Source organism: Ewingella americana (assembly GCF_006438725.1).
Taxonomy (GTDB): Bacteria; Pseudomonadota; Gammaproteobacteria; order Enterobacterales; family Enterobacteriaceae; genus Ewingella; species Ewingella americana_A.
Genome location: NZ_RCZD01000004.1, coordinates 16,888 through 35,245, shown reverse-complemented (window position 1 = coordinate 35,245; position 18,358 = coordinate 16,888). Strand labels below are relative to the sequence as shown.

The window sequence follows — 18,358 nt, the reverse complement described above, 5'->3', positions numbered from 1 at the left end:
TGAATCATAAAAAAACCGGCCATATCAGGGCCGGTTCGGAAGGTTAACTGTGTATGCGATGATCAAGCCAGTTCGGTCATCTCGTCCGGCATGGTCTGGCGTTTACCGTTCCACAGCTTAATCCAGCGCAGGACTGAGGCAATCATGATAACCCCCCCAAGCACCACCATAATGATGGAAATGGTGCCGTTGAACAGGTTGAAACCTTTGGCTGCCGGGTTGTAATAGACATGTGCGACCATCCAGTATGCGGCGTAGTTCACCGTCACGTACAGATAAGATAGCGGGATCAGGCAGGTCAACACATAGCGGCGTTTTTCCGCCAGGCGCAGAATGATGGTCGCGCCAATCATCAGGCCAATCGAGGCCATCAGCTGATTTGACACCCCAAACAGCGCCCAGACCGAGTTGATGTCACCCGAGTTCAACAGATATCCCCACAGCACACAGGCCACCACGCTACATGCCACCGCGCCAGGCCACCAGTCGGTGCGTTTGAGTGGAGACCAGATGTCGCCAAGAAAATCCTGCAACAGATAGCGTGCCACGCGGGTACCGGAGTCTACGGCGGTCAGAATAAACACCGCTTCGAACATCACCACAAACTGGAAGAAGTAGGAGGAGAGGTGGCCGAACCACGGAATGCGGGTAAAGATATCCGCCATGCCGACGGCCAGCGTGACGGCGCCACCGGTACGCCCGGTGAGATCCAGACCAATTGCCGCACTGAGCTGTGGCAGATTTACCACATTCATGCCGAGAGTGGCAAACACGTCCGGGGCTGAGTTGATAGCAAAATAGTCAGCCGGATGCAGCGACGTTGCGGCGATCAGCGCCATCACGCCCACCACGCATTCGGCCAGCATGGCACCGAAACCGACCGGCAGAATGTCGCTCCATTTATCGATCTGTTTTGGCGTGGTGCCGGAACCGATAAAGGCGTGGAAACCGGAGATCGCCCCGCAGGCAATGGTAATCGAAATAAAGGGCCAGACCGGTCCGGCCAGCACCGGGCCACCGCCGTGGATAAACTGGGTCATGGCAGGGAACTGGATGACCGGGTTAATAAACACCACGCCGATAATCAGGCCGCCGAAGACGCCGATTTTCATAAAGCTGGAGAGATAACCACGCGGGGTCAGCAGCATCCAGACCGGCAGTGCGGTGGCGAAGAAGGCATAAATCGGCAGTACCAGACTGACGGTTGACGCGCGCAGGCTCAGCCATTCACCAAACGTGGAAGCCTGAATGTAGGGGCCTAAAATCACGCAGGCCATTATGGCGATAATGCCCACCCAGGTCGCGCCTTTCATATTGCCGGTGACGCGTTCCCATAAACCGACGCAAATCGCCACCGGAATGGTCATGAACACCGCAAAGGTCCCCCACGGGTTACGCTCCAGCGCATGAACGACCACCATCGACAAACCGGCCATCGTAATGGTGATGATAAACAGCATCGCCAGCCCGGTACACCAACCCGCCACCGGACCGAGTTCCAACTTGGCCACTTCCGACAGCGACTTGCCGCGGTGTTTCATTGAGGCGAACAGCACCACGGTATCGTGGACCGCACCGCCAACCACGCAGCCGATTAACAGCCACAGCAAGCTCGGCAGGTAGCCGTACTGCGCCGCGAGAACCGGGCCGACCAGCGGACCGGCGGCGGCGATGGCGGCGAAATGACTGCCGAAATTGACCCATTTCTTGGTGGGCACGTAGTCTTTGCCATCTTCTAAAAGATGCGACGGGGTAACCTGAGTGTCATCGGCGCGCAATACTTTACGGACGAAAAATACGCCATAAAAACGGTAACAGATGGTCAGAATACACAGCGTTGCAATCACAAACGTCAGTGCGTGTTGCATACCTTTTTCTCCAGAGGGTGAGGTTTCGGTTGCAGACTAAACCTCGTTTCTGAAGGTAAACAGCACAACATCAGTGAGCGGTTGCCGGACAGGCTGAGCGGTAAAAAAGTCGGGTTGAGCGGTGAGGTGATCCTGCGGTCAGTGATTTATTCCCAGTTGCTCCTTCAGGGTTTTCAGATAACGGCGGCTAACCGGAATGGTTTTCCCGTTGGTCAGATGTAACTCGGTCTGGCCATTATCGTCAAAACGGATCTCGCGCAGATGGGCCATATTGACCAGATACTGCCGGTGACAACGTAACAACAATGTGCGGGCTTCCAGCGTGCGCAGGGTTAAATCCGTCACGCCCTCCAGCCCGTCATGGCGCACGGCGCTGATACCGCCAACGCCGGAACTGACATATAAAATCTCTTCAATCGGCAGCAGGTAAATCCGGCTATGACCGCTACAGGGGATATATTTCAGCAAGCATTCGCTCTCTTTCAGGGCGGAGAGCGACTGCGGGGGACGGTCATGATGCAGGCGTTGCAGCGTTTTATTCAGCCGCTGCGCTTCAACCGGTTTGAGCAGATAATCAAAGGCATGTTCTTCAAAGGCGCGCACCGCATACTCGTCAAAGGCGGTGAGAAACACGATATAAGGCATCGCCTGCGGATCAATCATACCGACCATCTCCAGCCCGCTGATACGCGGCATCTGAATGTCCAGAAACACCACATCGGGGCGTTGACGGTGAATGGCGCCAATGGCATCGATGGCGTTAGCGCATTCGCCAATAACGGCTATCTGCGGGTCCGTCTGCAGCAGTCCGCGCAGGTTCTCCCGCGCCAGCGGTTCATCGTCAACAATCAGTACGGTCAACATGGCTTTCCCCTTCCAGCGGTAACAGCAAAATAATGCGGGTAAACATATCCGGTTCGCACTCGACGCGCAGCCCGAACGCCTCGCCATAACGCAGGCGCAGGCGCTTATCGACCAGCGTCATACCCAGGCCGGATTTATCGTTATTTTCTACATACAGCCCGGCGTTGTCTTCCACCGTAAACTGCCAGTGATTCACCCCGACGGATGCCTGCAGGTGGATCACCCCCTCGCTCAGCAGATGCGAGGTACCATGCTTGATGGCATTTTCGACGATGGGTTGCAGTGAGAAGGCCGGTAACCGTAGCGCCAGCAGGTTTTCTGGCAGATCAAAGGTGATCTGCAGGCGATCGCTGAACCGCGCTTTCTCAATTTGCAGATAAGCATTTACGTGCTCGATTTCATCGGCCAGTGTTACCTGGTCGCCGGGGCGTTTAAGATTTTTGCGAAAGAAAGTGGAGAGATACTGCACCAATTGGCAGGCCTGTTCGCCATCGCGGCGGATCACCGCAACCAGCGTATTAAGCGCATTAAATAGAAAATGGGGGTTTACCTGCGCATGCAACAGTTTGATTTCTGACTGGGTGAGCAGCTGTTTGTGGCGCTCATACTGACCGGCCAGAATCTGGGCCGACAACAAACTGGCGATCCCTTCGCCCAACGTGCGGTTAATCGAGCTGAAGAGACGGTTCTTGGCTTCATACAACTTGATGGTGCCAACTACCGCATGGTTCTCACCGCGCAGTGGGATCACCAGCGTTGAGCCAAGCTTACACTGCGGGTGCAGTGAACAGCGGTAGGGCATTTCATTGCCGTCGGCATACACCACTTCGCCCTGCTCAATGGCCCGGCGCGAATGTTCGGAAGCGATCGGCGTGCCCGGCAGATGGTGATCATCACCGGTGCCGATAAACGCCAACAATTTATCGCAGTCGGTGATGGCGACGGCGCCGATATCCAGCTCTTGATAAATCACCTGCGCCACCTTCATGCTGTTTTCCTGATTAAACCCCTGACGCAGCAGACCTTCGGTACAGGCAGCAATTTTCAGCGCGCGGGCTGAAAAAGCGGTGGTGTATTTTTCAAACATGGCCCGCCGGTCAAGCAGAATGCGCATAAACATGGCTGCCCCCACGCTGTTGGTGACAATCATCGGCAGGGCGATGCTTTTCACCAGCGCCAGGGCTTCATCAAAGGGTTTAGCAACCAGCAGGATCACGCCCATCTGCATGATCTCCACCCCGAGCGTCACTCCGGCGGCGGTCAGTGGATTGAACAGCCGGTCAATGCGCCCACGTCGCAGCATCACCCGGTGCATCAGCCCACCGACCAGTCCGCCAAGAATGGTGGAAAGCATGCAGCTAAGCGCGGTCATCCCTCCGAGAGAATAGCGGTGCAGGCCACCGGTCAGCCCAACCAGCACGCCCACCACCGGACCGCCGAGCAGGCCGCCGAGTACGGCACCAATGGCGCGGGTATTGGCGATAGAGTCCTGAATGTGCAGCCCGAAATAGGTGCCCATGATGCAGAAAATCGAAAAAATCACGTAGCACAAGAGCTTGTGCGGCAGGCGCACCGTAACCTGCATCAGTGGAATAAACAGCGGTGTTTTACTCAGCAGGTAGGCGATAACCAGATACACGCACATCTGTTGCAGCAGCAGTAACACTAAGTTGAATTCGTACATCCTGTGGCATACCCCGAAACGAAACGGCACGCACTATAAAGGAGAATGGCATTACAGACTTTGAGGAGACTCACTCATTGGAGATAGCAGAGGGGGAAATAGGAACAAAAAAACCGGCCAGCAGGGCTGACCGGTTTATAAAGGGCGTTTAACGATTATTCAGCGTCAGCAGGGGCTGCCTGACCTGGTTTATGTTCGTGCATTTTCCCCATTTTCTCTGCACGTTTCTGGTAGTTCTCATTGAACTGTTTTTTCTGCTCTGGCGTCAGCAGGTTGTACATTTTGTTCTCAGCGCGGGCACGGTCAAGCATGTGCTGGGACTGCGCCTGAGTGATCGTGTCGATTTGCGATTTCACTTTCGCTTCATCGAAGCTGTCAGCGGCAACCAGACCATGCATGGTGTCCATCTGGGCTTTCATTGCGGCGCGGTCAGGGCGCGGGCCGCTGTCTTTCATGATCTCTTTCATCTGAGTTTTTTGCTGCTCAGTCAGGTTCAGATCAGCGAACGGATTCATACGATGCGGGCCTTTATGCTGCATCATTTTGCCCTGGGTCGCTGCGGCAGGTGCGTCGGTTGCCGGCGTAGTCTCAGCAGCGAAAGCGAAAGAAGCAGAGCTAAGAGCCAGAGTTGAAGCCACAATCATTGCGGTAAATTTACGCATAATTAAATTCCTTATAGGGGTTTCAGGCACGTCGCCCGTTTGTGTTGACGAAGGAAAGTCTAACCCTATGAATGAATAGTAATGCGGGGAAGTTGTAAAAGAGTGAAAGGTGACATGTCGTTTTTAAGACAATCGTGGAGAAAACGTTTAGAAAGCGTAAGCTTGCAAACACAAACCTCGCAATGGTTCAGATTTTTCCTAGGCATTCCGGTACTGAGAAACATTATCACGCTTAATGTTTGACCTCAAAACATCCTCAATGAATACCTTGTACAAGTTAGGATCGGTTTAAGGGGCGTTGAAGTCAGAGATATGACTATAATAGTTAGCATTTGATTAACATCATCTATAACAGTGAGTCACACTATGGCGCTTACCCGTTACGAAAACCTCGCGCAAACGCTGCGCCGTCAGATTGACACCCAAGTCTGGCTGCCCGGCGATAAGCTGCCGTCGCTGCGGGTGAGCTGTAAACAGTCGGGGCTGAGTCTGATGACTGTTTTACAGGCTTACCAGTTACTGGAAAGCCAGGGGCTGATTGTCGCCCGGCCGCAGTCTGGTTATTACGTCGCACCCCGTAAGATGCGGGTAGTGAGCCGCAAGGTCGACCAGACGCTGCATGCCGCCGAGCAGGTGGATGTGAATGACGCGATTTTCGATATTCTCAAAGCCGGGCAGGATGCCTCCATTGTTCCGCTCGGCTCAGCGTTTCCTGACCCAACTCTTTTCCCCCAACCCCGTCTGGCGCGATCGCTTGCCAGCGCCGTACGCCGCATGTCACCGCACAGCGCCATGGCAAACCTGCCGCCCGGCAACGAAGAGCTACGACGCAATATTGCCCAGCGCTACGCGCAAAACGGTATGGAAGTCGCCCCTGATGAAATCGTGATCACGTCAGGTGCAATGGAGTCACTTGGCCTGAGCTTACAGGCGGTTACCGAACCGGGTGACTGGGTAGCGATTGAGTCTCCCGCCTTTTATGGTGTTTTACAGGCCATTGAGCGGCGCAAGCTGAAAGCGGTGGCGATCCCAACCGATGTGCGCACCGGCATTGACCTCGACGCCCTGGAACAGGCGCTGGACACCTATCCGATAAAAGCCTGCTGGCTGATGTCCAACTTCCAGAACCCACTTGGCTGTACGCTTTCGCCGGAGAAAAAGTTGCGGCTGGTCTCGATTCTACAATCTCATGGCGTGACGGTGATTGAAGATGACGTGTATGGCGAACTCTATTTCGGCGGCGAGAGACCGATGCCGCTCAAGGCGTCGGAGAACCGTAGTCAGATTTTGCACTGTTCTTCATTCTCTAAATGCCTGGCTCCAGGTTTTCGCGTTGGCTGGGTCGCTGCGGGGGCTTTTGCCGGACGAATCCAGCGTTTACAGTTGATGAGCACATTGTCAGCCAGCGTTCCGGTGCAGCTGGCGCTGGCCGATTACATGCAGCAGGGCGGTTATGACACGCATTTGCGCCGCCTGCGCCGCCTGCTGGAGCAGCGCCAGATGGCGATGTTCAACGCGATTACCCAGGCGTTCCCCGCCAGCGTGTCGGTCAGCCAACCTGAGGGCGGTTACTTCCTGTGGCTGGATCTGGGCGAAAAGGTGGATGCCGCCAGAGTCTACCAGCGTGCCCTGGCTCAGGGTGTCAGCATTGCGCCGGGCACCATGTTTGCCGTCGATGACCGCTACCGGCACTGCATCCGCATCAATACCTCCTTTGAATGGGGGCCCCCGGTTGCACGGGCGATTCAGATATTAGCCACGCTGGTGGCGGATGAACTGAAATCTTAACGCTCGCTTTCCCGCAACGATTTACCCACATTGCCCCCCGGATGAACCGCCAGTAGCGTCTGTTTGTCAAAACCGTTGCGCAGCATGATGCAGCCGCAGATGGCGTCGAATACCGCCAGTACCAGCACAATTGAGGTGGTCGCCAGCATATTCAGCGGATCAATTTCACGCTGAATATGGGTTTTCAGCACCAGCGTGGAGGCGCGGGCGATAGCCGAGTCGAGGTTCTCAGTGACGCTGATGAGCGTCACGCCTTTGTGTGTCAGCGTCGGCAGCAGGCGTGCCAGCTCTTCGGAGTTGCCACCACGGGAAATCATGATCATCACGTCGTCTGCCCGCAGGAAACCTAAGTCTCCGTGCGCGGCGTCGGTGGCATTGAGAAAAATTGCCGGCTGCTCAACGCAGGCCAGCATGTGCGCCACTTTACGTGCTGCGATCCCCGAGGTGCCGACCCCGGTCACCGCAATCTTGCCTTTGCATGTCGCCAGAGTGTCCAGCACCTGTTGCCAGATTTTCTGGTCGATATTCTTTTGCAATGCCAGCAACTCCTGGCTGTAGGTTTGCCATCCGGCGCAGGCCTGCTGCCATTCGGTAATTTCGTGGTTCCCGGACATCAATGCTCCTCCTGCATCAGACGGCGGTATTTCATGTGGTCGTGATACAGCTCATGAAACACTTTATATTTGCGGTCGTAATACTCTTTGATTTTGTTGGTCTGCGGCGTCACGGTCTTGCCGATGCGGCTCATGGCGGCCATGGCTTCCGGCAATGAGTCATAGGCCCCGGCGGCCACCGTGCCCATCATGGCGCTGCCGAGTAGCATCGCTTCGCTCTCTTCCGGCAGCAGCATGGCGCAACCGGTGGCGTTGGAGTGTTCCTGCACAAACACCGGGTTTTTGGTGCCACCGCCGCTGGCCATCATGGTGTCGATGCAATAACCGCTTTGATTCATGGTTTCAATAATGTGCCGCGTGCCGAGCGCCAGCGCCTGAATGGTGGCCAGATAGTGCAGCGCCATGTCTTCTGGCGTGCGAGACAGTTTCAGGCCGGTCAGCGTACCGGTCAGTGTCGGGTTGGCGCGCGGTGAACGGTTGCCATGAAAATAGGGCAGCATATGAATGTCTTTGGTCAGGAACGCGATATTTTCCGGCTCCCCAGCCATCTTGCGCAAAATATTGTTCAGCACTTCATAAATGGTCTTGCCGCTGTCTTTACCCTGTTTCAGCAAGTCCTGATAACAAGGGTGTGATTGAATCACGTGGTCGATCAGTGCTCCGGTGGTGGACTGGCCGCCTTCGTTTAGCCAGTAATCCGGCAGAATCGCCGAAAAATAGGGGCCCCAGATGCCGCCGATATACCGAGCGCTGCGCGACATCGCCATATGTGCGGTGGACGTGCCGCCAATCAGCGCGATGCGGTGATCGAAATCGGCGGTTTCCCCAGATGCACCGCTGGCACCCAAAATACCGAGGCTGCCCGCGTGGGCATCGATGATCGACACGCTGACCGCCGTGCCCGCCATCAGCCCCATTTCGGCGGCGGCGCGCTGCGTCAGGCCGTGCCCCAGCGGCTGACCCATGGTTTTCACTTCGCTGCCAATTTTAGCCGCGTTGTTTTCCAGCAGATCTTCCAGCCCGATTTGTTTGAAGTAGCTGGAGTCCCAGCGGTCTTCGTGACCGACGTAGGTCCACTTGCACACCGTCGAGCATAGGGAGCGGGTGGCGTCCTGCGTGGCGCGCCAGGTGAGGAAGTCCGGCAGGTCAAACAGATGACCGACGTTGTTCCATGTCGTCGGCATATGCTGCTTCAGCCACAGCAGTTTCGGTGTCTGCATTTCCGGTGAAATAATCCCGCCGACGAACTCCAGCACGCGGTGGCCGGTAGCATTGATACGTTCGGCCTGTGTAATGGCGCGGTGATCCATCCACACAATTATATTTTGTTCGCTGCGCCCTGATGGGCTGACCGTCAGCGGTTTGCCCTCCTTGTCGAGCACCACCAGTGAACAGGTGGCGTCAAAACCGAGGCCTTTTACCTGAATCGGATTGATGTCAGCCTGATTCATCGCGTCTTTTACCGCATTGCACACCGCCTGCCAGATCTCATCTGAGGATTGCTCGACAAAATCTGCCTTTGGGCGGAAGAGCGTGATATCACGGCTGGCCTGACCGACCATACGTCCGGTCATGTCAAAGACACCCGCACGGGCGCTGCCGGTTCCTACATCTACTCCAATAAAATAACTCGCCATGTTCTTTCCCTTCGGTAAAAAGCTGTTCGCTTAAGATTGTCGATTTTGTAAGGCGATAAACAGGATCAGGACGCCGCCCCAAAGTGCCATGGTTAAATAACTGCTGACGCCCATCAGGTTCAGGCCACTTTCCAGCATCTGTAAGACGATAAGGGCGAGTACCAGGCCCAGTACGCGGCCAAAACCACCGTCCGGGTTAATGCCACCCAGTACCGAGGCCAGAATGGTGACCAGCAGGTAGGAGTCGCCATAACCGGCCTTGGACGAGTTGAATTTCGACATCATCAGCAGCGCGGCCCCCCAGCCCAGCAGGGCGGAAAGCACATACACCGCGATGGTGACCTTGTGAGTATTCACGCCGCTAAAACGTGTGGCCTGTTCGTTGGATCCCATCAGGTACAAACTGCGGCCCAGCGTGGTGTGTTCGAGTAATACCCACAGCAAAAGCGCCACCAGTAAAAACAGCAGCAGTGCCACCGGAATACCCAGCAGGCTGCCGTTACTGAGGTATTGAATGGCCACCGGGAAGCCGGAGATCACCGCGCCGCTGGTCAGCAGGATATTCAGCCCAGCGATCAGCGTCATGGTGCCGAGCGTGGCGAGAATCGGGGAGACGCCAATGTAAGCAATCAGCGCGCCGTTCAGGGTACCAATCGCCAGAGCAACCGCCAGTCCGGCCAGCATGGCCAGCACGAAATAGCCCGGCTGGTCAGGGTGCGCCACCAGGATAGCGGCCATCACCAGCGAACAGGCGTTAGCTCCGGCGATCACTGACAGGTTGATACCGCCAGTCAGCATAGTGATACCCATTCCCAGCGCCAGCATGCCTAAAATGGGCAGTTGTGATGAGATGGACTGGAAGTTACCGAGGCTGAAGAACTGCTCACCCAGCGTGAATGAGAACAGCAGGGCCACGGCCAGGATGATCAGTAACTGCAAGCGGATGATGCGGTCACCGGGGAGAAATCGCGTTAAGGTTGTCATGTCACATTCCCTTCGCCAGTTTGCGTTTTTCGTTCCACGCGGTGCTGCTGATGCTGACCAGAATGATCACGCCGCTAAACACCTGATGCCAGTAAGAAGAGATACTCAGCAGGGTCAGGCCGTTTTGCAAAAATGCCAGCAGCATGACGCCGAGTACCGTGCCGGTCAGCGACCCGCGCCCTCCGGTCATGCTGGTACCGCCCAACACCACCGCCGCCAGTACGGTCAGCTCATAGCCAAGCAGCGAATTGGGGGCAACCGACTGAGTGATTTGTGCCTGTACCACGGCAGCAATCCCGGCCAGCAGCCCCATAAATCCGTAGACGTAGAAGTGCAACCGTAGAATATTCAGGCCCAGACGTGATGCTGCGTCGCGGTTGCTGCCCATGGCGTAAATCTGGCGGCCAATGCGGGTGCGATTCATCAATACTCCGGTGGCAACGATCACGCCAATCAGGCTGAGTAGCGGTAATGTCAGGCCGTAGTCATAGCCGTCGGCGGCAGTGAAATGGAACCAACTGATGCCGTTCATAAACCAGTCTGGGAAACCGTATAGCCAGGTGCCGTTGGTCAGATAGACCAGCAGGCCGTAGAACAGATTCAGCGTGGCGATGGTGATAATGATCGCCGGGACCCGCAGCCAGTAGACCAGAAATCCATTGACCAGTCCGAGCAGCAGGCCAACGCCCATTGCCATGCCGAAGGCCACCGGGAAGCTGCCCCCGTGGTGAATGATGTAGCTTGCCATCACGTATTGCGCAATTGACGTCACGGCCGGGAAGGAGATGTCGATGCCTCCGGCAATCAGCACCACAAACAAACCGCAGGCCAGAATACCGAGAATGGCATAGCTGGTGGCGACGTCGGTGAGGTTGCCGAGTGTCAGAAACTCGTTGGTGGAGAGACTCAGACCTATCGCCAATATCAGCACCAGCAAACCCAGCCAGAATTCATGCTGCGCAAAGGCGTTACTTAGTTGTTTTTTACCCATTGATCACCTCCGCAATTTGCGTTTCGCTGCACTGATGAGGCGCAAATTCAGCAATTAACTGGCCTTTACGCATCACCAGAACGCGGTGACTGTTGTAATAGGCTTCGGGAATTTCATCGCAAATCATCAGGACCGCCATGCCGGATTCGGCCAGATCCCGCGCAATGCGGTAGATTCCCTCTTTATTGGCGATATCCACGCCGACCGTCGGTGAGTCGAGGATCAAAATATGCGGATTTGTCGCCACCCACTTGGCGATCGCAATACGCTGCGCATTACCGCCCGACAGGGTTTTCACCGGCAGCCCGCTGTCCGAGACTTTAATATTCAGGTCGCGGATCAAATCTTTGACGACCGAAGCCGCCTTGCGGTGATCCATCAGCCCGCTGCGGGTTTGCAGCTTGTTGAAAATCGACACCAGCGTGTTGTCATAAATGGACTGCTCCATGATTAAACCCTGCGTCAGGCGGTCTTCCGACACGTAGGCAATACCGTGGCGGATAGCATCCCGGTTGCTGCGCAATTTGACCTTCTTGCCGTTCACTTTGATATCGCCACTGTCCGGCTGGCTCATGCCAAACAGGCTCATGCACAGTTCGGTACGCCCGGAACCAAGCAGGCCGATGATCGAGGTGATTTCGCCCTGACGCAGCGACAGGGAAATATCCTCATACTGGCCTGTTCGGCTCAGATGGCTGACTTCCAGCAGCGGCGTGGCCTCTGCCGGGGCGCGTTGCGGCAAATGGCTGTAGCTGAAGCGCTGGCCGGTCATCAGAAACGCCAGCTCGTTGCTGTCGAGATCGCTGGCCGGATAGGTGCCGACCAATTTGCCGTCGCGCATCACGCTGATGCGATCGGCCACTTCCATCACTTCGTCCAGGCGGTGGCTGACAAACACCACACATATTCCGGCGGCTTTGAGTTCATTCACCACCCGCAGCAGGCCATTCACCTCGGTGCGGGTCAGTGATGCTGTCGGTTCGTCCATGATAACCAGACTCGCGTCAGCAGCGATTGCCCGGCATATTGCCACCAACTGACGGTCAGCGATCGACAACTTTTCGACTTTACGATCGGGATCCAGAGACACCCCAACCCGTTGCATGGCAGCCAATGCTTTTTTGCGCATTGCCTCGCGATGTACCCAAAAATCACCGCCCGGAAGGTAGCGGTGAATAGCAATATTTTCGGCAACCGATAAATTAGGAAATAACGACAGATCCTGGTAAATCACCTGAATGCCGTAATAAGAGGAGAGCTGCGGGGTCAGCGAATGGAATAATTTGCCATCAAGGGTGATCGCTGCGCCTTTCTCCGGCTGATAAACCCCTGAAATCACTTTAATAATGGTGCTTTTTCCGCAACCATTTTGACCCGCAAGGCAGTGTACTTCGCCTCTATTTAAGGTCAGGGTGACATTATCCAGCGCCAGTACGCCGGGAAATTTTTTACTGATACGCTCAAGGCTAATAAAAGCCTGAGGCGCAATCGAGGGCGTGAGCGACGTGGAGTCTGATGAAGTATTCATCACATTATCCTTACAGCATGGATTGTTTATTTTATTTATTATGATGTTGAATAGAAAAGCAGATACGGCACAGCGAATAATGCCGTATCTGTTCCTATTTGCCTGGTGAGGGCGCTGGGAATAAAAATATTCCCGGTAAAACAAATTTCGTATCCCCAAACTCATTCATTCAGGATGAAGGGGATATTAGAAACCGAGTGACTTGGCATTGTCTTTCGTCACTTCGAGGATCTTATTAAAACGAATAACGTGCTTATCCATATCGACGTCGGCTTTACCCAAGCCGTCGATGCTCAGATCTTTGGTGACGGGTTTGCCCTGTAGCATCTGGTCGGCCACGCTGACCAGTGCGAAACCGGCATCTTTCGGATCCCACAGCAGCACTTTCTTAATGTCGCCGCGCATCAGGTAAGGGGCAGCCTGAGCAGGCATCGCGATACCCACGACGGCAATTTTATCTTTGGCGCGTTTTTGCTGCACAGCCTGACCTGCACCGATTGGGCCTAATGAACCAAAACCGATGATCCCTTTCATATCAGGATAGGTTTTCATTAAATCCAGGGTGGTGGAGTAAGACTTATCAATATTTTCAGCCACCGGCAGACGCGACGTCACTTCATGCATATCCGGGTATTTTTCTTTCTGATATTTAATCGCCGCATCTGCCCAGGCATTGTGTAAAGGCACGGTCAGCGAGCCGACATAAATCGCGTAGCCACCTTTACTGCCCATATCTTTGGCTAACTCATCCATGTTGGCTTCGGCATATTTCTGGCTATCAATGGTTTCAATATCCCACTGACCAATTTGCTGGTCTGGTGATTCATGGGTTAATACCACGATACCGGCATCACGGGCTTTTTTAAGCACCGGTTCTAATACCTTGGCGTCGTTGGGCACCACAATAATGGCATCCACTTTTTTGGCGATTAAATCTTCGATGACTTTCACCTGCGCTGCCGGGTCTGGCGTCGCGGCGCCCACCTGATACGCGTTAACGTGAAGTTTCTGCGCAGCATCTTTTACGCCGACTTCCATGCGGGTGAACCAGGGAATGCCGGTGACTTTGGCCACCAGAGCGATATTGTAAGATTTTTCGGCGAAGCTGGGTGTAGAGACCAACATGCATGCAGAAACCACACATGCACTGACTAATGCGAGGTTAAATTTCATGGCTGTACCTTTCTTATGATCTTTTGTGTAGGGAGGTGGTTATTTTTTCCACGTACTGAGAGTAACAAAGGGCAAATGTCCTGCACGCAGAAAAGTGAACGAATTGTGATCAAAGCCCGCTGATGTGAAATTATATGAGTTTAAATGTTAATTAATGGTTAATTTAATTATGAGGCTGGGCGGAAGTGCGCAGAGGAGAGGGTTTCTATGTTAAATAAAATGAGAAAATGCATCAAATATTTATCAATTAATTAACAATTCAATGCAGCGAACCCGTTGCTGACGAGGTAAGCAGCCAGCCGGGCAAAACAGAATGCACAGACTGTGAGAATAGTCACGTATTGCCCAGCCACGGGGCAGATATTTTGCCCGCAACCGCCCATGACATCCCCATCATGGTGCGCCACTCTCCCTGAAATGGTGCATTCCCCCGCGCCGCTTCTCACCCCAACATGCCGCCGGTCACACTCCTGAGCGAAATATTTAAAAATTCATGCCTGCATACTCAGTCGAATGGCTTTCATGCTGCGAAAGGGAATTATTTTTATTATTCAGTTTTTATGCATTTTATGTGAATAACGGCCGCTTTTAAGTGGTTGTTTTTTCTTACTCAAGCCAATTTTATGCATTTTTTCCCTTTGCTGGCACGAAGACTGCAATCTATTATCAAGCCAAGAGAGTTAATTTTTTAACTTAAAAGTAACAATTTCGTAGCAGTCCGACCCCCTTTGACTCTGAGGTAGATATGCAACAACAACAAAACGTCAGCCGCCAAAACTTTGATGACTGGATGGTGCCGGTGTATGCACCTGCTGCCTTTATCCCGGTGCGCGGCGACGGCTCCTGGTTGTGGGACCAGGAGGGCAAAGACTATATCGATTTCGCCGGAGGCATTGCGGTCAATGCGTTGGGCCATGCCCACCCGGAAATCAAAAAAACGCTGGTGGAGCAGGCAGAAAAGGTTTGGCACCTGGGCAATGGCTACACCAACGAACCGGTATTGCGTCTGGCAAAACAACTGATTGATGCCACCTTTGCCGACAAAGTGTTCTTCTGTAACTCGGGGGCGGAAGCCAACGAAGCGGCACTGAAACTGGCGCGTCTGTACGGCCGCAAACAGGGTGGGAATAAGAGCGAGATCATCGCGTTCAAAAACGCTTTCCATGGCCGCACGCTGTTTACTGTCACGGCGGGCGGACAGCCAAAATATTCCGAAGATTTCGCACCACTGCCGCAGGACATTACCCATCTGCCGTTTAATGATCTGGCCGCTGTCGCCAGCCAGATTTCTGAGCGCACCTGCGCTGTCATCGTCGAGCCGATTCAGGGCGAGGGTGGCGTACTGCCCGCGGATGCCCACTTCCTGCAAGGGTTACGCGAGCTATGCGACAAACATCAGGCGCTGCTGATTTTCGACGAAGTACAGACCGGCGTTGGCCGCACGGGTGAGCTCTATGCTTACCAGAGCTACGGCGTGGTGCCAGATATTCTGACCAGTGCCAAGGCGCTGGGCGGCGGTTTCCCGATTGGCGCGATGCTGACGCTCGACCGCTACGCCGTATTGTTCCAGCCTGGCACCCACGGCACCACCTACGGCGGCAACCCGTTGGCAACGGCGGTGGCGGGCAAAGTGTTGTCGCTTATCAATACCCCGGAAGTGCTGAGCGGCGTGCAGAAACGCCATCAATGGTTTATCGATGGCCTGAAACGGATTAACGACCAGTATCACGTGTTTTCTGAAGTGCGCGGTGCCGGGCTGTTGCTGGGGGCGGTCATGAGTGAACCTTATGCCGGTCAGGCCAAACAGCTCAACACCCTGGCGGCGGAAGAAGGGCTGATTGCGCTGATCGCCGGTCCCGATGTGTTGCGCTTTGCGCCGTCACTGATCATTCCGGGTACGGATGTTGAAGAAGGTCTGAACCGCCTCGAGCGGGCAGTAAAACGCCTCTGCGCGTAAGATCCCACCCAGTTAACGAGGTAAAAACCATGATGTTGATACGTCCTGTGCGGCCCGGCGACCTCGCCGATATCCTGCAGTTGTCAGGCAAAACCGGCATCGGTTTAACCTCTTTGCCCAAAGATGAGGCGCACCTGCGCACGCGCATTGAGCGCTCGGTTGCCACCTGGGAAGGACGGCTGGAGAAGGCCGATCAGGGCTATCTGTTTGTGCTTGAGGACACCGATCTCAGGCAAGTGGTGGGTGTCAGCGCCATTGAAGTCGCGGTAGGGCTGAGCGAGCCCTGGTACAACTTCCGTCTCGGCACGCTGGTGCATGCGTCGAAAAGCCTCAACATTTATAAGCCGGTGCCGACGCTGTTTCTCAGCAACGACCACACCGGCTATACCGAACTCTGCACGCTGTTTCTCGACCCCGATCACCGTCTGGGCAAGAACGGTCAGCTATTGTCGAAAGTCCGCTTTCTGTTTATGGCGGCGTTCCGGGAGCACTTCTCACGCAAAGTGATTGCCGAAATGCGCGGTATTTCTGATGACAGCGGCCATTCGCCATTTTGGGACAGCGTAGGGCGGCACTTTTTCGGCATGGAATTCGCCGAAGCCGACCGCCTGACCGGCGTGGGGCAAAAATCCTTTATTGCCGAACTGATGCCGAAACACCCTCTTTATACCGATTTACTCAGCCCCGAAGCGCGTGAAGTGATAGGTCAGGTGCATCCGCAAACCGCACCCGCGCGCGCCGTACTGGAAGGTGAAGGGCTGCGTTATGCTGGTTACGTGGATATTTTCGACGCCGGCCCGACGCTGGAAGGCGAAATTGATGAGCTGCGGGCGGTGAAAAACAGCCGCCTGCTGACGGTTAAAATCAGCGAGCAGATCTTTGATGAAGATGCACCGCTCTACCTGGTCGCTAATGAACATTATCAGGATTTCCGCGCGGCACTGGTGCCCGGCGGTCATTCACTGAGCAAACTGACGATTGATGCTGCCACAGCCCAAACGCTTGGCGTCACGGCGGGGGGGAAAATCCGCGCTGTGGCGCTGTTTCCCTTTCAAGCCTGCGCCTGCGCATCACCCTTAATCGATGAACACACCGATTCAAGCACAGAGGAAAGCCTCGCATGATGCATCCCGCACTGTTTATTCAAGGCCAATGGCGTAGCGGACAAGGCACGTTGCTGGAGAAAACCAATCCGGCGGATAACGCCGCGCTGTGGTCTGCGCTGTGTGCCAGCCCGCAAGATGTGGAAGCGGCCTGCGCCGCCGCCCGTGAGGCTTTTCCGGCCTGGGCACGCAAAACGCTGGCCGAACGCGCTGCGGTGATTGGCCGTTTCGCCGAATTATTGACCGAACATAAAAGCCGCCTGGCGGAAATCATCAGCCTTGAAACCAGCAAACCGCACTGGGAAACGCTGACCGAAATTCAGGCCATGATTGGCAAAGTGGCGATTTCACTTGAAGCCAATCAGGCGCGTACCGGTGAAAAACACACGCCGATGCCCGATGGCGAAGCAGTGCTGCGCCACCGTCCGCACGGCGTGCTGGCGGTGTTCGGCCCGTATAACTTCCCCGGACACCTGCCCAACGGTCACATCGTACCTGCGCTGCTGGCGGGTAACACCATCGTCTTCAAGCCGAGCGAACTGACACCAAAAACGGCGGAAGAGACCGTGAAATTGTGGCAACAGGCCGGGCTGCCTGACGGCGTGCTTAATCTGGTGCAGGGTGGCCGTTCGACCGGTGAAGCGCTGGCTGCGTCATTGCAAATCGATGGTCTGCTGTTTACCGGCAGCGCAGATACGGGTTATCAGCTGCATCGTCAGTTAGCCGGGCAGCCGGAGAAAATTCTGGCGCTGGAAATGGGCGGTAATAACGCGTTGATCGTCGAGCCGGTTGAAGATATCGACGCAGCGGTCAACCTGACCATTCAGTCTGCGTTTATCTCCGCCGGGCAGCGCTGCACCTGTGCGCGCCGCCTGCTGGTCAGGCAGGGCGCGGCGGGCGATGTGTTTATTCAACGACTGGTGGAGGTGACCGCGTCACTTTTGGTTGGGCGCTGGAATGACCAGCCGCAGCCGTTTATCGGCGGAGTGATTTCCGATGCCGCTGCCCGCCAATTGCTGAAAGCGCAGGATAACTTACTCGCGCTCGGCGGTAAGTCGTTGTTGATGCTCACCCGGCCGGACCCGCACAGCACCTTGCTGAAACCGGGCATTATCGACCTGACAGGCGTGGCTGGCGTGCCGGATGAAGAGTATTTCGGCCCGCTGCTCAGTGTGATCCGCTATACCGATTTCGACCAGGCGGTTGCCATGGCTAACCAGACCCGTTTCGGGCTGGCGACCGGGCTGATTTCCAACAAACGTGCGCAGTTTGATCAATTGCTGATTGAAGCCCGCGCCGGGATTGTGAACTGGAACAAACCGCTGACGGGCGCGTCGAGCAATGCGCCGTTTGGCGGCATCGGCGCTTCCGGCAACCATCGCCCGAGCGCCTATTACGCCGCAGATTACTGCGCCTGGCCGATGGCATCGCTGGAAAGCGACAAACTGGAACTCCCCGTGACGTTGTCACCTGGAATTGATTTCAGCAGCGTCTGAAGACCATCA

Annotated in this window: 14 protein-coding genes; 4 read left to right on the top strand and 10 right to left on the bottom strand. The window is 55.2% G+C overall.

What is annotated here, in order from left to right; all coding sequences use genetic code 11:
* Positions 1 to 62: 62 nt before the first annotated feature.
* The 4 genes from EAH77_RS08135 to spy all read right to left on the bottom strand — a co-directional run bounded on the left by EAH77_RS08135 (position 63) and on the right by spy (position 5,078).
* The gene (locus EAH77_RS08135; protein ID WP_140471544.1) at positions 63 to 1,868 is read right to left on the bottom strand and encodes a carbon starvation CstA family protein; all 1,806 of its coding nucleotides are present in this window, start codon (positions 1,866 to 1,868) and stop codon (positions 63 to 65) included.
* 138 nt (positions 1,869 to 2,006) lie between these two features.
* The gene (gene btsR, locus EAH77_RS08130; RefSeq protein WP_140471542.1) at positions 2,007 to 2,732 is read right to left on the bottom strand and encodes a two-component system response regulator BtsR; all 726 of its coding nucleotides are present in this window, start codon (positions 2,730 to 2,732) and stop codon (positions 2,007 to 2,009) included.
* Positions 2,710 to 4,416, bottom strand: a complete 1,707-nt coding sequence (locus tag EAH77_RS08125) for a sensor histidine kinase (RefSeq protein ID WP_140471540.1) — start codon at positions 4,414 to 4,416, stop codon at positions 2,710 to 2,712. Before EAH77_RS08125 ends, btsR begins: the two co-directional genes overlap by 23 nt.
* A 155-nt stretch (positions 4,417 to 4,571) precedes the next feature.
* Entirely contained in the window at positions 4,572 to 5,078 is a 507-nt protein-coding gene (gene spy, locus EAH77_RS08120) for an ATP-independent periplasmic protein-refolding chaperone Spy (RefSeq protein WP_140471538.1), read from the bottom strand.
* Positions 5,079 to 5,444: 366 nt separating this feature from the next.
* On the opposite strand from spy, the gene EAH77_RS08115 reads away from it, so the two are divergent.
* Positions 5,445 to 6,866, top strand: coding sequence for a PLP-dependent aminotransferase family protein (locus EAH77_RS08115; protein ID WP_140471536.1), 1,422 nt, complete (start codon positions 5,445 to 5,447; stop codon positions 6,864 to 6,866).
* Here EAH77_RS08115 and EAH77_RS08110 read toward each other — a convergent pair.
* The 6 genes from EAH77_RS08110 to EAH77_RS08085 form a co-directional block, all read right to left on the bottom strand.
* Entirely contained in the window at positions 6,863 to 7,480 is a 618-nt protein-coding gene (locus EAH77_RS08110; protein WP_140471534.1) for a KpsF/GutQ family sugar-phosphate isomerase, read from the bottom strand. The two genes, EAH77_RS08115 and EAH77_RS08110, sit on opposite strands and share 4 nt — an antisense overlap.
* Positions 7,480 to 9,117: an FGGY-family carbohydrate kinase gene (locus EAH77_RS08105; RefSeq protein WP_140471532.1), complete on the bottom strand. Its 1,638-nt coding sequence runs from the start codon at positions 9,115 to 9,117 to the stop codon at positions 7,480 to 7,482. The genes EAH77_RS08110 and EAH77_RS08105 overlap by 1 nt, the downstream gene beginning before the upstream one ends.
* Before the next feature lie 30 nt (positions 9,118 to 9,147).
* On the bottom strand, positions 9,148 to 10,101 hold the full coding sequence (locus EAH77_RS08100; RefSeq protein WP_140471530.1) for an ABC transporter permease: 954 nt from the start codon (positions 10,099 to 10,101) through the stop codon (positions 9,148 to 9,150).
* 1 nt (position 10,102) lies between these two features.
* The gene (locus tag EAH77_RS08095; protein WP_140471528.1) at positions 10,103 to 11,092 is read right to left on the bottom strand and encodes an ABC transporter permease; all 990 of its coding nucleotides are present in this window, start codon (positions 11,090 to 11,092) and stop codon (positions 10,103 to 10,105) included.
* Positions 11,085 to 12,620 carry a sugar ABC transporter ATP-binding protein gene (locus EAH77_RS08090; RefSeq protein WP_140471526.1) on the bottom strand — a complete coding sequence of 512 codons (1,536 nt, stop codon included), beginning with the start codon at positions 12,618 to 12,620 and terminating at the stop codon, positions 11,085 to 11,087. The genes EAH77_RS08095 and EAH77_RS08090 overlap by 8 nt, the downstream gene beginning before the upstream one ends.
* Before the next feature lie 186 nt (positions 12,621 to 12,806).
* Entirely contained in the window at positions 12,807 to 13,793 is a 987-nt protein-coding gene (locus EAH77_RS08085; RefSeq protein ID WP_140471524.1) for an autoinducer 2 ABC transporter substrate-binding protein, read from the bottom strand.
* A 745-nt stretch (positions 13,794 to 14,538) separates the two neighbouring features.
* On the opposite strand from EAH77_RS08085, the gene EAH77_RS08080 reads away from it, so the two are divergent.
* From EAH77_RS08080 to astD, 3 genes are read left to right on the top strand one after another with little or no spacing between them, the layout of a single operon-like run.
* Entirely contained in the window at positions 14,539 to 15,750 is a 1,212-nt protein-coding gene (locus EAH77_RS08080; RefSeq protein WP_140471522.1) for an aspartate aminotransferase family protein, read from the top strand.
* A 29-nt stretch (positions 15,751 to 15,779) separates the two neighbouring features.
* Positions 15,780 to 16,874, top strand: a complete 1,095-nt coding sequence (gene astA, locus EAH77_RS08075; protein ID WP_140471520.1) for an arginine N-succinyltransferase — start codon at positions 15,780 to 15,782, stop codon at positions 16,872 to 16,874.
* A complete protein-coding gene (gene astD / locus EAH77_RS08070; RefSeq protein ID WP_140471518.1) occupies positions 16,871 to 18,349 on the top strand; it encodes a succinylglutamate-semialdehyde dehydrogenase in 1,479 nt (492 codons plus the stop codon). The genes astA and astD overlap by 4 nt, the downstream gene beginning before the upstream one ends.
* The last annotated feature ends 9 nt before the right edge of the window (positions 18,350 to 18,358 follow it).